We start from the raw sequence: 15,302 nt of genomic DNA on the forward strand, positions 1-15,302 counted from the left end.
TTCGCGCTGGGTTGCGTATAAAGACGTGCTGCTGGAAAGCTGAGGTTCCACCGTTTGTTGTTCTGACCTCCCGCCGGCTCGGCAGCGGAGGTTTTTGAATATATAGAGTGCTCGCCGCATCAGGGAAGCCGCATAGTGCGGCGCGCAATTATTTATGGAAAGGGTGTTTCTTCTGATGAAAGTAACCGTGTATGAATACAGCAAGTGCAGTACTTGCCGCAATGCTGTGAAATGGCTGAGAAATAAAGGATTGGAGCCGAGCACCGTTCCTCTGTTCGAACAGCCGCCGACTGCAGATGAACTTCGGGAATTAGTCCGTAACAGCGGGCTCGACATTAAGAAATTCTTCAATACTTCCGGTGAAGTGTACAGAGAGATGGCGCTGAAAGATAAGCTGGATTCCATGTCAGAAGATGAGAAGCTGGCTTTGCTGGCATCCAATGGCAGATTGATTAAGCGTCCGATCGTAACGGATGGCCGCCAAGTAACGGTCGGATTCAAAGAAACTGATTTTGAGCAGGTTTGGGGCTGACAATCCTCGGCTGTATCAGGCCAATCATCTGGAAAGGAGTGAATGCAGTTGTCTCAGAACCCTTCTTCTAAAACGAAAAAGAAAAACCCGCTGTGGGTTTTTGGAGCTATCCTCGCCTTCCTGCTGACGCAGCTCAAAGTGCTGATTCCTCTTCTGAAACTGAGCAAGTTCGGAGCGACCTTCATCTCGATTGCGATTACGATTGCCGGCTATGCGCTTATAGCACCGCTACCGTTCGCGATCGGACTTGTGACGATGATTTTCATCCATGAGTTAGGCCATGTTTTTGCCGCTAAGCGCAAAGGATTGCCTGTGTCCGCGCCCTTATTCATCCCGTTTCTCGGCGCGCTGATTACGATGAAGCGCAACCCCAGAGACGCGGTAACCGAAGCTTACATCGCGTATGGAGGACCTTTGCTGGGAACGATAGGAGCTACAGCGGCCTTCGGATTAGGTATGTATCTGGATTCCGGTATTCTGATCTCCATCGCTTATACGGGACTTTTTCTGAATCTGATTAATTTACTGCCGATTCATCCGCTGGATGGAGGACGGATTTCCACAGCTGTGACCCGGTGGCTATGGCTGGTGGGATTAATTGGAGGTCTTGCGGTTATTATCTATTTGCGCAGCTTCCTGTTCCTGATCATCTGGATTATGTTCGCTTGGGATTTATACAAAAAGTTCGTCAAATACCGCAACAAACCGCAGCTGTTCCATTTTCATCCGCGCTTTGATATGACGGCGCAGCATTTGCTGGAGCAAGGATATATGATTCCGGGGGAAGACCATAAGCGGAATCTGGATTTTACGACTTATTCGGATACCAGCGAAGAAAACGCAGGCGCGCAGATGCTCCAGGTTTCATGGGACGCGATTGATTTTGAAACCAAGTTCCTTCTGCCTCGTCAATCCATTGTCCACCGTGTCCAGGTTACCAAAATCGAAAGGGCTAACCGTGAGGATGGCCTCCATCTTATCCTTCATTGCGATGTGGAACTGGAGCCATACGACAACGATGCTTATTATGAGGTTCCGACCGCTTCCCGCTGGAAGTTCGGCATCGCGTATGCAGGGCTTGCCATTTACCTGCTCGCGATGATGAACTGGATTCATGGCGTGCTGCCTCCTAGCTAACCCGGGCGAATAAACCCGCGGTGAGTGTACTATTCATCATGAGAACTCATGGAAAACAGAACTCATAAGTCGACACGGGCTTATGAGTTCTTTTATTTACAGGCAGGAAAGGAAGAGAAGAAGGGGGAATGATGAAGTAGAGTAAGAAACATCCGTGAGTAATAGATTCTAAGAACAGGGGAGAAGCGTGCTATGACAATTACAGGATCCAAAAGAATTGGAAGTCTGGGTTCAGCCATCTTTGCGGAGGTGGCCCGGTGGAGACGGGAGGCGGAGGAGAAAGGGATGGAGGTTATCGATCTTGGAATCGGCAGTCCGGATCTCCCGCCCTCTCCCAAAGTGATGAAGGCGCTGTCCGAAGCGGTCCTCAGCCCCCACGCGTACGGCTATCCGGGGTCGGAAGGAACTCCGGAATTCCGCAGGGCAGCTGCCGGCTGGATGCAGCGCCGCTTCGGCGTGGAGGTAGACCCGGACCGCGAAGTGCTGGCTCTGCTCGGCTCGCAGGATGGCCTGGCCCATCTGGCTATGTCGCTGTGCGACCCGGGCGACACTGCACTGGTACCGGACCCCGGTTATCCGATCTACGCGGCGAGTCTGGTACTTGCTGGTGTGGAGCCCATCCTGCTCCCGCTCAAGGAAGCGGAAGGCTTCCTTCCGCAGCTGGACCAGATTCCGCCGTATGTAGCGGATCAAGCCTCGTTCCTGCTGCTCAGTTATCCGGGCAATCCCATTCCCGAGGCGGCTGACCGTGCTTTCTATGAGAAAGCACTGGCTTTCGCGGAGCGTCATGATCTGCTTATCGTGCATGATCTGGCTTATTCGGAGCTTGCGTTCGACGGCTACAAGCCGATGAGTATTCTGGAGCTGCCGGGCGCCAAGTCCCGCGCAGTCGAATTTCATTCGTTATCCAAAAGCTTCAATATGGCCGGATGCCGGATTGCCTTTCTTGCCGGCAATGCGGAGGCGATAGCAGCACTGCGGACTTTGAAGTCAAACATCGACTATGGCATTTTTCTTCCTATTCAGCAGGCTGGGGTACTCGCTCTGGAAGAGGAAGCTGATTTCCCGGCAGCTATCTCTGCCGTCTATGAACGCAGACGCAATGTGCTGGTGAACGGACTACGGGCAATGGGCTGGAACGTGCCTTTGCCTAAGGCGACGATGTTCGTCTGGGCCCCTATTCCTGAGGGCTGGACGTCCCGGCATTTTGCCCGCAGCCTGCTGGAGCGTGCTGGAGTTGCTGTAATTCCGGGAGATGCTTTTGGAGCGGAGGGAGAGGGGTACGTCCGTATGGCCCTTGTTCAGCCGGAGGAAAGACTGGGCGAAGCCGTGTCAAGAATCGGGGAAATATGGAAGTCTATTGGCGAAATTGAAAGAAATACATAAAATTTTCCAATATACCCGTTTCAAAGAAGGAAAAAGTGCTAACAATGAGTAAAGTAGTAGAGATTGAAATTGATAGGAAACCGATAGGATCCTGTCCTACCCAAGCCGTACCCGCATTGCTTAATTTCATGCAGGTTTGACGGGAACCGTGCAGGTCTATCCTTCTACTGCCGGACAAGCAGTCCGGCATCCTTTAAAACAGGTTTGAAAGGAGTTAATTATGGATTCTATCTTTTCGCTATCCGAGCTGTTGTCGCAGCAGAAGCCTTCTTCCCTGGTGGAAATTCCGGGTGCGCTCGGGCAGACCTTCGGACAAGCGACGCTCTCAACAACTTTACCCATTTCTAAGCTTTTTTCTATCTATGAGGTTGACCTGGAAGTTCAGCGTTCCATCATTCCCCGCAATCTGTCCAAGCTGATGGATTATGTATCCCTCTATCTGGATAACCATCAGCCGATTTATTTCCCGGGCGTTATTTTCTCTGCAAGGGGAGCGGGAAGCTACGATTCGGAGCAGCATGTTTTTCAGCTTCAGCCCATTGAGAAATTGTATGTGGTCGACGGTCAGCACCGTCTGGCTGCTTTTCAGCGTTTAATGGAAACCCTGCAAAGTCAGATGGCCAGAGCAAAAGACCGCAGGGAGTATGACCGCATGGAAGAAATAACGGAGAAATTAAGCAGACTGTACGCGTTCCCTGTATCGACGATGATTTATCTCGATATCGATGCCAAACAGGAAAGGCAGCTATTCTCCGATATTAATAAGCTGCCCCGCAAAATCGGCGGTAACTTGGCCGTGCTTCGCGATCAGCGCCGGTTCTACCATGTGACGGCTTCCCAGCTTGTGGAGAAGGCTCCGGTCATGCAGCATATTCCGGTGGACATGTTCTCGGAACGCGGGAAAGGGCCGGAATTTCTGTTTACATACCACCTGCTCATCGAGATTCTGGTAGCGCTCTTCGAAGGACGGATGAAGTCGGGTGCACGCAATAACGGGTATCATTATGATGAGGAAGCGGTAGCGGAGCATTTGTCCCACAGCTCCTTCTATTTTCAGCAGCTGCTGAAATATTTGCCGGCGCCCGTCAAAGGGGAAGCGGCCTGGTCGGAGAATATCCAGATCGCGCTGGCCTTGTTCTTCCACGAGGAAGCGACCAAGAGTGCGAAGTTCAACCGTTACGGCTTGGAGTATGCGACTAAAATACTGCCTCATATCGATTGGTCCGCGATCTTCAGCGGAGATGAGAAGGATCGCCTGCCGCGCCGCTCGCGAATTATGAAAGCGTATCAATATATCCGCTCTTTCTACCAGGAGCAGCATTTGTTCCTGATCAGCGATAAGGAGGATGTCGGCTAATGGACGGTTTATGCCTGCGGATGACGATTCATCCTTTCTGTGAGCGTTTTGGCCTTGCGACCGTGGCTCTTAAGGCGCAGGATCTGCTCAATTACACAACCATTGATACCATCGTACAGCGGAAGCTGAGTAAAATGCAGCGCCGCAAAATTTCGACTTATCTCCAGGAGCGGGAGCTCGATCAGGTATTCTTCGGACCGGTCACCCTGTCGCTGCGCGATGTAAGCCAGCTGTCGCGTGTGAAGGAGGATCTGTTCCTGCGCCACGGCTCTAAGCTGAGTATCCTCGATGGTCAGCACCGCATTCTGGCGCTCGGGTTCGTCAATGAACAGATGCAGAAGGAAGTGAAGCGCATCGAGCGCAAGCTGGCTTCTCTGCGAGTGCGCCACCGCAAGGAAGCGGACAATCCGGAATTGGCTGACGAGATTACGCAGGTGAACGGGCTTTTGGAACAGATGGAGGCTAGACGTCTGGGTCTGATGGAAAGCGAGCTGGCTGTGCAGATTTATATCGGACTCGGTGAGGTGGAGGAGCAGCAGCTGTTCGGGGACATCAATTCCAAAGTGCAGCTTGTAAGCAAGGAGCTGGGTCATTCTTTCGATTCGGTCGATCCGCTTAATCTGGTCATCCAGCAGGTGGTCGATCATAATATGCTGCTGAAGAATGCAGGTGTGGAGAGACGCAGCAACTTGACGGCTTTTAACCGCAACTTCACTTGCTTGTCCTGGATGTACTCGACGGCCGTCATGCTGTTCTCCGGTAAAATGCAGTCGTCCTACGAGCTGCAGCGTAAAATCCGCAAAGACATGTCGACGTATGTGGAAATTCTGCACCAGTTCTTCAACACGATTCTGCCGATGATGCCGGAGCAGCCCGGACTTGTGCAGGTCACGTCCGCGAACCGGGTTATGCAGGAAAGCATTGCGCTGTATGCGAATTCGTTCCTGTTCCAGAATGGGGAATACAATCCGGAGTGGACCGAGTGTCTGCGGATGTTTGAAGGGTTCGACTGGTCCCATGATAACGAGGAGCTGATCTACATTTTTGGCTCGCTGGATAACGGGAAGCTGAATCTGATTCACGAGAAGTCTCTGCGTAAGCACGGGAAACTGGTGAGCTTCTTCATGGAGGGCATCGAGCCGGAAGAGGGAATGAAATCCGCTTCACCGGCTTAATGCAGTAACGGGCAGCGCTGCTGTCCGCCTGAAGGCTGGTTATAACCGGACAAGCTAAAGGGATTCTGCTGGACATTCCGCTTTTGGGAGGGTCCGGCGGAGTCCTTTTTTTGTATGCCGGACAGAGCCTCCGGAGACATCATGCAGGATAAGCTCAAGCGATACACCGTAAGCGGCCTGTTGAAGCATAAACAGGCTGTTTATGCTGTATAGATTAGTTACAGTCTTTATCTAGTTAAAGGCGACAGTTGGAAATGTGTTTGCCAATCGTGCAAGCCTTCCCCCATAATAAGAACTGACAAGAAAAGCATAGAAAGCTGCAAAGGAGTGGACGCATGCAAATCGGTGAAACGATGCCGGGAACGGCCCGTAACCGGCACACTTTATTCGCGCTCGTGCTGGCAGCAGCCGTCGTGATCCGTTTACTCGTAGCGCCGAATGTATTTGGCTATGAAGCGGATGTGCGTACGTTTATGGCCTGGGCGGACCGGGCATACACAGTAGGGTTCGGCGAGCTGTATTCCGATCCTGATTATTTTCTGGATTACCCGCCGGGGTATATGTATGTGCTGTATATCATTGGTGCTTTATGCGGCGGTCTTCAAATCGGCTGGGAGTCAGGCTGGTCTCTGCTGATACTCAAAACGGTACCGATGGCAGCGGATCTGCTGTCTTCTGTTCTCCTATATAAGCTGGCAGCCCGGACATTCCCGTCGTCCAGGGCGGCCCTGCTGTCTTCCCTTTATATGCTGAATCCCGCTATCTGGATCAATTCGGCCGGGTGGGGGCAGGTGGATTCCGTATTCATGCTGTTTGTGCTGATTTTCCTGCTGCAGCTGGAGAAGAAGCGCTTTGTTTCGGCGGCGGTTATTCTTGCCGTTGCCGTGCTGCTGAAGCCGCAGGGACTGTTGTTCGGTCCGTTCTTCCTGGTTGCCTTGTTCCAGCAAGCGAGGGAAAAGGGCTGGTGGCGGACACTCTCCGCGAGTTTTGCTGCGGGTGCGGCGGCTTTCCTGCTTCCGGCTCTGCCTTTTGCATGGAAGCTGGAGCCGCTCTGGCTCTTTAAGCTGTACTTCGGTACGCTGGCCTCGTACCCGTACGCCTCGCTTAACGCGTTCAATCTCATGGCGCTGCTCGGAGGTAACTTCCAGACGGCTGACGGACAATTGTTTTCGATGAATTATACGGGGTGGGGCACGATCTTTTTTGTGCTGGCCCTGCTGTTCTCCTTGGTCCTTTATGCAAGAACCTCTCACAAAAAAGGCGCAGGCTTCTATATGGGCTTTCTGTTCGCCACGTCCGCTTTTATGCTGATGACCAAAATGCACGAACGTTACCTGTTCTACGGGCTGCTTTTGCTGCTTGCTGCTTATTTGTATTTGAAGGATAAGCGTCTGCTTCTGCTGTTCGGAGGTTTCAGCCTGACCAGCTTCCTCAACGTAGGGTATGTCCTCTGGCAGAGCTCGAACGATATTTACCATATTGCTGTAAAAGATCCTGTTCTGGTCGCAGTGTCGGCCGTGAACCTGATATTGTTCGTATTCGCGTGGAGGTATGCTTTTCTGCTGGCGTCCGGCACAGACAACGAGCGGAATACGGAAGGAAGCGTTCACACGCAAAGGGGCCTGCTTGCCGGTCTGACGACCAGAGGCTCTGTGGTCCGGGACCGGGACGGCGCACTGGCTGCCCGCGAACCGTTGTGGACGAGGAAGGATGTAGGGCTTGCGGGTCTTATCACCGCTGTCTATACGGTTATCGCGCTGATTAATCTGGGGTCTTCCCAGGCGCCGGAGACCTTCTGGAAACCGGCAACGGCCACATCCGATGAGATCGTAGCGGATTTCGGTGAATCCAGGCACATCGCCCGGATTCATAATTATGCGGGCGCCGGAGACGGTTCGTTCCGGTTCGAATTCTCCGACGATGGAGTGGTGTGGGACCGGCCGGTGGATGTGAAATCGGACTACGTCAAAGTGTTTACATGGAACGTCGTTAAGACCGAAGTGAATACCCGGTATGTCAAAATCATTCCGATGGACACCGGGTTTCGTCTGCACGAGGTGGCATTCTTCGATGGCGTGTCGGATATACCGCTCCCGGTTAAGGTGCTTCCAGCCGGCGAGCAGGACTCGGCATCGGGTGAATCTGGAGCAGCCGCCAGTTCGGCCGAGCATGCTAACTTGTTTGACGAGCAGGCGATCGTGCCTGCTGCTCCAACTTATCTGGATGGCACTTATTTTGATGAAATTTATCATGCGCGAACAGCCTATGAGCATTTATATCGGATCGAACCTTATGAGAGCACCCATCCTCCGCTGGGCAAAGTCCTCATTTCGGCGGGGATCGCTCTCTTCGGAATGAATCCTTTCGGCTGGCGCATTGTAGGCACGCTGTTCGGGGCAGCCATGCTTCCGCTCATGTATATGATGGCGAAGCGGCTGCTGGGCCGTACGGAATATGCGGCAATTGCGACTTTCCTGTTCGCTTTTGATTTTATGCACTTTGCGCAGACGAGAATCTCTACGATTGATGTGTATGGCGTGTTTTTCATCATGCTGATGTTCGCGCTGATGTACCGGTATACGACGATGAACTTCTACGAGGTTTCATGGCGCCGGACGCTGGTGCCGTTAGGCCTTGCGGGAGTAGTCTTCGGGATTGGAGCCGCCTCCAAATGGATTGTGCTCTACGGAGGCGCAGGCCTTGCCGTACTGCTTGCCCTGAGCTTGTGGGAGCGCTATGGGGAGTATAGGGAAGCTAAGCGTAAACTAAAAGAATGGGCAAGAGAGCAGGCTCAGAGCGAAGCATCTGAAAGCGGAGATCCGAAGCTGACATGGGAGGAGCATAACGGGGGGGAGAGCGACCGCTCGTCCGGCGGATCTGCCTCGAATATGCTCATCCAGCAAGAAGCGGCAGCCCGCGACAGTCTGGGGGCCATTGTAAGCATGAGCACGGCTGAGAGCAGGCAGGAGGAAGTGCAGCGATGGACCGCAAAGGTACGTAAGTTCCCGCGCTATACGATCTACACGCTGCTGTTCTGCGTCGTCTTCTACGTGCTGATTCCGGCGGGCATTTACGTGGCCTCTTACATTCCGTTCATGATGGTGCCGGGACCGGGGCATGGTCTGGCTGATGTCATTACCTACCAGAAGCATATGTACAGCTACCACAGTGAGCTCGTTGCGACGCATCCATTCTCTTCAAGCTGGTGGGAATGGCCGCTGATGCTCAGGCCGATCTGGTACTACAAAGGGGAATTCGTTCCCCTGGATAGTGTATCGAGTATTGTATCGTTCGGCAATCCGCTCATCTGGTGGCCGGGGTTGATCTGTGTTCTGCTTGCCGTCTGGCTGGCTTTCAGGACACGCAACAAGCCGCTGCGGTTCCTGCTTATCGCTTACGCGTCCCAGTACTTGCCTTGGATGCTCGTGCCGAGACTGACATTTATATACCACTACTTTGCGATGGTTCCCTTCATGATTCTGATCATCACGTTCTTTATCCGGCATCTTTTCGAAACCAAACCGCACTGGAGACGCTGGGGGTACGTGTATCTGGCGGCAGTCGCACTGCTGTTCGTCATTTTCTATCCTCTGCTTTCTGGCTTGGTGGTCGATAAATCTTATACCGAATGGCTGCGCTGGCTGCCGGGATGGAATTATTTCTAGGGCGGCTGGCGATATGTACCCGGTAATTGTGTGAAATTCGATAGGACTGTCTCTTGGCGTAACAGGGGACAGTCTTTTTTAACTCCGTATTTCAATAAATAGTTACGCTTCTATGCAATCCGTGAAGACTGGAACCCTTTGTCTGCCATGGAGTCCTATTCGTAAAAGTGTTAAAATAAATAGATCATGTTTTGGATTGGGGAGAAGTGTAGTGTTAAATCAAAATAAGGTTATGATTGTAGACGGGATGGCCATTCTTTTTAGAGCTTTCTATGCAACTTCCTATAGCGGATATATAAGAAAAACCAGCTCAGGTTTGCCTACAAATGCTGTATATGGCTTTATTCAATATTTTTTTGATGCAATAAATACGTTCAAACCTTCCCATGTCATTTGCTGTTGGGATATGGGAAGCACAACATTCCGGACCGAACAGTACAGCGATTATAAGGGGAATCGTCCTAAACCCCCTGTTGAGCTAATTCCGCAATTCGATCTGATTAAGGAAGTCGTGGCGGAAATGGGGATTCCCAATATCGGACTGGTAGGTTATGAGGCGGATGACTGCATGGGGACGTTGGCCAATCAACTGAGCATCGACTCCGAAGTCTATATTTTGACCGGGGACCATGATATGCTCCAATTGGTAAGTGAGCGTGTGAAAGTGGTCATCATGAAAAAAGGAAAATTAAATTATGCGGTCTACGACTCGGATTTATTAATGGCGGAGAAGCAGCTTAAACCTTTGCAAGTGATTGACTTGAAAGGGTTCATGGGAGATACCAGTGACAATTATCCGGGAGTAAGGGGGATTGGTGAGAAGATTGCCCTGAAATTACTTCTCGAATATCAATCCGTTGAGGGTGTTCTTGAAAACCTGGATAAGCTGCCGAAGGGTGTCCGGACAAAAATCGAAGAGAATTTGGAAATGCTGCACTTATCCAGAAATTTAGCAACGATTAAAGTGGATGTACCGATTAAATGTGACTTGAATGAATGTATGTGGAGCTTACGCAAAGAAGCAGCCATCCGCAAGTTCGAGGAATTAGAATTTGGCGGTCTTGTTAAAGTGCTGGAGAGTGCCCATTGTATAGCTTGATAAACAGACATGACAGGAGAACATCTTTACACGGCGACCGACTCGGGGTTTATTTCACCGGGACGGTCGCTTTTTTGTATTTTTATAAGCCATTAATATTTCAAAAAAAGCGGATTTTTTTCAAAATAACCCGATATCCTTTACAAATAAAAGAGGTCAGATTAAAATTCGTGGTAAATATAGGGATGAAAACTAAATTGAGGATGATGCATATGGTCATAAATAGATTCAAAAAACCAGAGGGTAAACAACTTATCTTTGAATCCTATGAGAGACTTGTGAGCCTGTGGGGAGTCGAAGTGGAAGAAAGCGATATTCCTACAACCTATGGTCATACACATATCCTTACTGCCGGTAACCGGAACAATCCTCCATTGATGTTATTTCACGGGGTGGGTGACAATTCCGCTTTGATGTGGCTATTTAATATGTCCGAGCTGAGCCAACATTTTTTTGTAATCGCTGTGGATACATTAGGGGGACCCGGGAAAAGCGAACCCAATGCCAATTATATGAAAACCTTCGATCAGTCGCTGTGGATTGACGAGATCCTGCGGTGGTTCGACTTGGAAACGGTTAATCTTGCAGGTGTCTCCAACGGTTCTTACATAGCCAGCTACTATACGATTACGAATCCTGACAGGGTGAATAAAGTAATCTCATTAGCGGGCAGTACCAAAGTCAATATGCTTCGAATGGCCATGCTGTTCCTGCCGGAAGCTCTGCTGCCTGCCTCCGAGAAGAATACAAAGAAGCTGCTGAGAAAGTTATGTGCCCCAACCTCTACCGTTTTTGAGAGTAACCAAGAGCTTATGACCCACTGGACGTATTTGCGCAAATACTTTAATAACAAGTCGATGATGTACCACAAATATAAGAAATTTACGAACGAAGACATTTCCGTTTTGAAAGGGAAAGCGCTGTTCCTAATCGGGCAATATGATCGGTTATCCAATTATCCTGCTGCGATTAAGGATTTAGAGATGAACAAGGTTCCTTATAAAATTATTCCAGATGCAGGGCATGGCATTAATCATGAACAAGCATATCATATTAACCGTGAAATGATCCGATTTTTAACAGTGGATGCCTAGTTAAACGTGCTGGATCAGTATCGTCCATGCGTATGGAAGATTTACCCTACTGTATCGGCATGTCTGGGCGGAGCCATGCTTTTCCATGCGAAAGTCGGGTAGATGGGATGTCCTTCTGTCTTTTTAAGGACACGACTGAAATACAGCGGATCGTCAGCTTAAGCTGCGGTCCGCTTTTTGTCTTTTTAGGACAAAAGTCATAAAAAGGGTTCCCTCTATTTCTTGAATTTGGTATGGTAGGGGATGAAACATTCCTGGGTATTCACAAAAAAATGAAACAAAATCCCTGCTCAAACGTTAGAAAGAGCATGAATATTTTCCAATACGAAGTTTGAAAGGATGATACCCCATGGAAGCAAGTGTGCGTATTATTGAAAAATTAGAGAACGGTGATTTGAAAACAATCGACGAGAGAGCCTGGAGCCAGGCTATGTTCACGATGATGGAGCAAGCTAACTTCCTGCTGGTCGGCGGGAAAGAATACGAGATGATCGAAGGCAGACTCGATGTAGAGAACGAGAAGCTGGAAGTACTGGTTATCCCGGTCAAGAAAGACAGTGAATAAATTCAAGCTTAGAAAGTCAGACAATGGAGGGATTCGCAATGAAGGTGAGGAGTAAACATAGCGGACAGAAGCCACCGGAACTTCAGGCCATCGAATGGAACACCGCTGAATTTCAGGCAGACGCGCTGCAGCAAGTCAAGCTGCCTGCTGTGACGGAAGTTATTTCGGCTTCCATAGAAGCCGGGGCAGCACAGGCGGCGCATGAAGTCCACCCTGCTGCTGATCAAGCAGAGAGCAGCCAAGCCGATGGAGCCGGATCGGTGCCTGCCGAAGCGGCAGTGGATGACGCCAGACGCAGGACAACTGCGGGCCCGGCCCGTTCTTCCCGGACAGCGAAGCCGCTCCGCGTACTGAGCACCTCGCTGGGTATGGTGCTGGCGGCTAATCTGCTGCTCGTCCCGGCCGCATTCTCGGAGAGCAAGCCGGAGCCGAAGCTGATTGAATGGTCGAACGAAGATGTGAAGACCTATTTTGATCCGAATATGGACTGGAACATTCCGCTCCCGGATCAGGCAGGCCAAGCGAGCCCGACTCCAACCCCAACCAATGGCGGATCTGCAGGTACGGGCTCCAGTGCTCCGATCGTATATAACAACGGACTCGACTGGACAGATTTAATGCTGTACCATCTTATTTTCAACAGCGGCGGATCCTATTCATCACGAGGATGGAGCAGTTCGCGGCCGGCTTATGATTACAAGACTAAGAAACCATATTCGGTTCCGACCTATGATTCGACCAAATTCCAGAACAAACAAACTTCGAATTCGACGGTCAAACCCAAGACTTCGAATACAACGGGCGCGTTTAATAGTAAGTCTACGATTAATTCCCGGAATAATAGCTCATCGAATTCTTCAGGCAGTACCAAATCGGGGTCAACGAGCACCAAATCCGGAAGTGTTTCCGGTTCATCCGGCTCCAGCTCATCAAGCAAATCCAGTTCATCATCGTCCGGCAGCATCGGCGGTAAATCGAGCGGCTTCAGCTCGTCCGGCAGTTCTTCCAGCGGCAGCTAATGAATAATCGAGCGTTTCGTGTGGTCGGACAGCCGCTTGAAGACCGCAAAGCCCGTGTGGCTGAACTGGCCGGGATGGGATTTACATGGGCCGATATCGGGGCCGAAGAGTACTGGATCGATCAGCTCGTCGTTATGAATGGAGAAGTCTACGAAGACGTAAAGCAGGCTTCCAGGATGCTCTGGTCCGTCTTCGATAAAGGAGCGCGTTTTGTATTCGGCAGGCGTGATCTGTATGAGATGCTGAGCATTCCCGAGGTACTCTGGGATGGGCTCGATCAGCTCGAACCGGGGCCGCCCGGCCTTATCAGCCGGTACGCCCGGTTTGACTTCAGCGTGTCCGAGGACGGCAGGGTGAAGCTGCTTGAATTGAATGCGGATACACCGACCGGGTACGTGGAATCTTCTATCGTGACGCCATGGATGTCCCGTCAATACGGGTACTGCAGTCCGAACGCCGTCATGGGGGAGTTGGTGCGCCAGGCCTGGTCGGTAGAGCAGCCGGAAGCAGCCGCTTGCATCGATTACGGCAAGCATCTGGAGGATTCCGGAACCATCGATGCGCTGGTGAAGCATAGCGGGCGACAGATGCGCTGTGTGGATTGCCTCGATTTGTGGGTAGACGAAGGGATTCTCAAAGATTCGGATAACCGGGCGATCTCCGGCATGTTTGCTCTGTACCCCAAAGAATGGATGGGCGTGGATGACGGCGGGGAAGCTCTCGCGTATGCGATTGAAACAGGCCGCCTGAATTTGTTCAATCCTATTCATGCCATTATTTTGCAGTCCAAAGGGCTGCAGGCTGTGATCTGGGGGCTGCATGAAATGGGTGTGCAGCTGTTCACCCGTGAAGAACACGAAGCGATAGAACGCTATATGCTTCCGACCTATAACCAGCCGGTTTTTGAGGGCAGTTACGTGTCCAAATCGATGTTTGGTCGTGAAGGCGGTTCCGTGCGCATGTATGCCTCTTCCGGGGATATGGATATCCAGGACGAAGAAGGCTTTGATACAAGCACGCTGTTCGAGAATGTGTACCAGGAGCGGGCCGATTTGCCGAGGGTTCAGCTTGCCCAAGGCGAATACCGGCTGCTCACCGGCATGTTCGTGATTAACGGCGAGCCTTGCGGACTTCTGGGCCGCGCGGGCGGCTTGATTACGGGCAATGCGAGTCATTTTGTGGCGATTGGAGTTGACCAAATTGAATAAGAATTCTATGACCGGCAGGTCCCAGCAGCGCAAAATGCGCAACCGGATCGTCATCGGCATCATTGTAGCCTTTGTGCTGCTTGGTTTGATTGCTTCATGCGCCGGGGATAAAACGAATGTGCTAGATCCGTCCAAGAACTCTTCAAGTTCAGCGGAATCTTCTGTAGTTCCATGGGACTATAAAATCGAGCAGTCCAAAGTAGGGGATCTGATCGGGGGAGATATGACCCTGCAGCCTAACAATCAGATGCTGCCTAACGATAACAACTACGCGACAGGCGATAATGTCTGGGTGCTCAGCTTTATGACGGCCGAGATGAAGACCGCTTCAGACGGGAAGAACGATGTGACGCTCTCCGCCTGGACGCCTCTCAAGACCTTCAAAACCGAAAAAGAAGCAAAGACCGATATGGATCAGTTAAAGCTTCAAATCGAGACAGAGGTTGATCTGATCGGCGTGTACAAGACCCAGTATGAAAGCAAAGAGCGCGATTTCGCAGTCGTGAAGCTCCCTTCGGGACATAACATCAAGCAGCCGATTTCCAAAGAACGGTATGCGGAATTAAAAGATAAAAAGCGGGTTAAAGTGGTGCTCGAAGAAGTACATGATTTCTCCGATTATGATTTAGCGATGTCGAAGTTCAGGGGGTGGGCCAATTGATCGGTTTTGATTTATTAATCAGTTTTATCGTAATTCTTGTTCTGCAGTTTGCCGGTATGGTGATATTCAGCTTCATAACGCCGTTCAACGATCTGGAAGAGCTCAGCAAAGGAAATAACGCGGTGGGCCTGGCTTTTGGCGGTAAATTTATGGGGACGGCCATTATTCTGGGAGTCGCGGCGTATACCAATTCCTCTATCCTGCATATGGCGCTTTGGTTTGGAATCGGCTATCTCTGCCTGCTGCTTACCTATGTCATTTTCGACTGGCTGACGCCGGGCGTCAAGCTGTCCGAACATCTTAAGAACGGCAATACAGCCGTCGGTATTCTACTGCTTACGGTTTATGTAGGCGTTGCTTTTGCGATGAGCAGTCTGATTATTTAAAAAAAGATGGCTGCATCT

Annotated in this window: 13 protein-coding genes; all 13 read left to right on the forward strand. The window is 50.8% G+C overall.

Features of this window, described 5'->3' with window-relative positions; genetic code table 11:
• Positions 1–172 precede the first annotated feature (172 nt).
• The 13 genes from EDM21_RS05415 to EDM21_RS05475 all read left to right on the forward strand — a co-directional run bounded on the left by EDM21_RS05415 (position 173) and on the right by EDM21_RS05475 (position 15,284).
• Positions 173–532 carry an arsenate reductase family protein gene (locus tag EDM21_RS05415; RefSeq protein ID WP_201280757.1) on the forward strand — a complete coding sequence of 120 codons (360 nt, stop codon included), beginning with the start codon at positions 173–175 and terminating at the stop codon, positions 530–532.
• A gap of 48 nt (positions 533–580) precedes the next feature.
• Positions 581–1,669, forward strand: coding sequence for a site-2 protease family protein (locus EDM21_RS05420; protein ID WP_420850639.1), 1,089 nt, complete (start codon positions 581–583; stop codon positions 1,667–1,669).
• A gap of 192 nt (positions 1,670–1,861) precedes the next feature.
• Entirely contained in the window at positions 1,862–3,055 is a 1,194-nt protein-coding gene (locus EDM21_RS05425; protein ID WP_157333561.1) for an aminotransferase class I/II-fold pyridoxal phosphate-dependent enzyme, read from the forward strand.
• Between the two features lie 220 nt (positions 3,056–3,275).
• Positions 3,276–4,412 carry a DNA sulfur modification protein DndB gene (locus tag EDM21_RS05430; RefSeq protein WP_157333563.1) on the forward strand — a complete coding sequence of 379 codons (1,137 nt, stop codon included), beginning with the start codon at positions 3,276–3,278 and terminating at the stop codon, positions 4,410–4,412.
• A complete protein-coding gene (locus EDM21_RS05435) occupies positions 4,412–5,587 on the forward strand; it encodes a DNA sulfur modification protein DndB (RefSeq protein ID WP_157333565.1) in 1,176 nt (391 codons plus the stop codon). Before EDM21_RS05430 ends, EDM21_RS05435 begins: the two co-directional genes overlap by 1 nt.
• 335 nt (positions 5,588–5,922) lie before the next feature.
• Positions 5,923–9,252, forward strand: a complete 3,330-nt coding sequence (locus EDM21_RS05440; RefSeq protein WP_157333573.1) for a phospholipid carrier-dependent glycosyltransferase — start codon at positions 5,923–5,925, stop codon at positions 9,250–9,252.
• A gap of 232 nt (positions 9,253–9,484) precedes the next feature.
• Entirely contained in the window at positions 9,485–10,351 is an 867-nt protein-coding gene (locus tag EDM21_RS05445; protein ID WP_235918075.1) for a 5'-3' exonuclease, read from the forward strand.
• 212 nt (positions 10,352–10,563) lie between these two features.
• The gene (locus EDM21_RS05450; protein WP_157333578.1) at positions 10,564–11,445 is read left to right on the forward strand and encodes an alpha/beta fold hydrolase; all 882 of its coding nucleotides are present in this window, start codon (positions 10,564–10,566) and stop codon (positions 11,443–11,445) included.
• Positions 11,446–11,794: 349 nt separating this feature from the next.
• Complete coding sequence (locus EDM21_RS05455; protein WP_157333580.1) at positions 11,795–12,010, forward strand: hypothetical protein; 216 nt, start codon at positions 11,795–11,797, stop codon at positions 12,008–12,010.
• A 38-nt stretch (positions 12,011–12,048) separates the two neighbouring features.
• Positions 12,049–13,029, forward strand: coding sequence for a hypothetical protein (locus EDM21_RS05460; protein WP_235918038.1), 981 nt, complete (start codon positions 12,049–12,051; stop codon positions 13,027–13,029).
• Positions 13,029–14,237, forward strand: coding sequence for a glutathionylspermidine synthase family protein (locus tag EDM21_RS05465; protein ID WP_157333582.1), 1,209 nt, complete (start codon positions 13,029–13,031; stop codon positions 14,235–14,237). The genes EDM21_RS05460 and EDM21_RS05465 overlap by 1 nt, the downstream gene beginning before the upstream one ends.
• Entirely contained in the window at positions 14,230–14,898 is a 669-nt protein-coding gene (locus EDM21_RS05470) for a signal peptide protein (protein WP_338043932.1), read from the forward strand. Before EDM21_RS05465 ends, EDM21_RS05470 begins: the two co-directional genes overlap by 8 nt.
• Complete coding sequence (locus EDM21_RS05475) at positions 14,895–15,284, forward strand: DUF350 domain-containing protein (protein WP_157333584.1); 390 nt, start codon at positions 14,895–14,897, stop codon at positions 15,282–15,284. The genes EDM21_RS05470 and EDM21_RS05475 overlap by 4 nt, the downstream gene beginning before the upstream one ends.
• The last annotated feature ends 18 nt before the right edge of the window (positions 15,285–15,302 follow it).

Source organism: Paenibacillus lutrae (assembly GCF_009757775.1).
GTDB lineage: Bacteria > Bacillota > Bacilli > Paenibacillales > NBRC-103111 > Paenibacillus_F > Paenibacillus_F lutrae.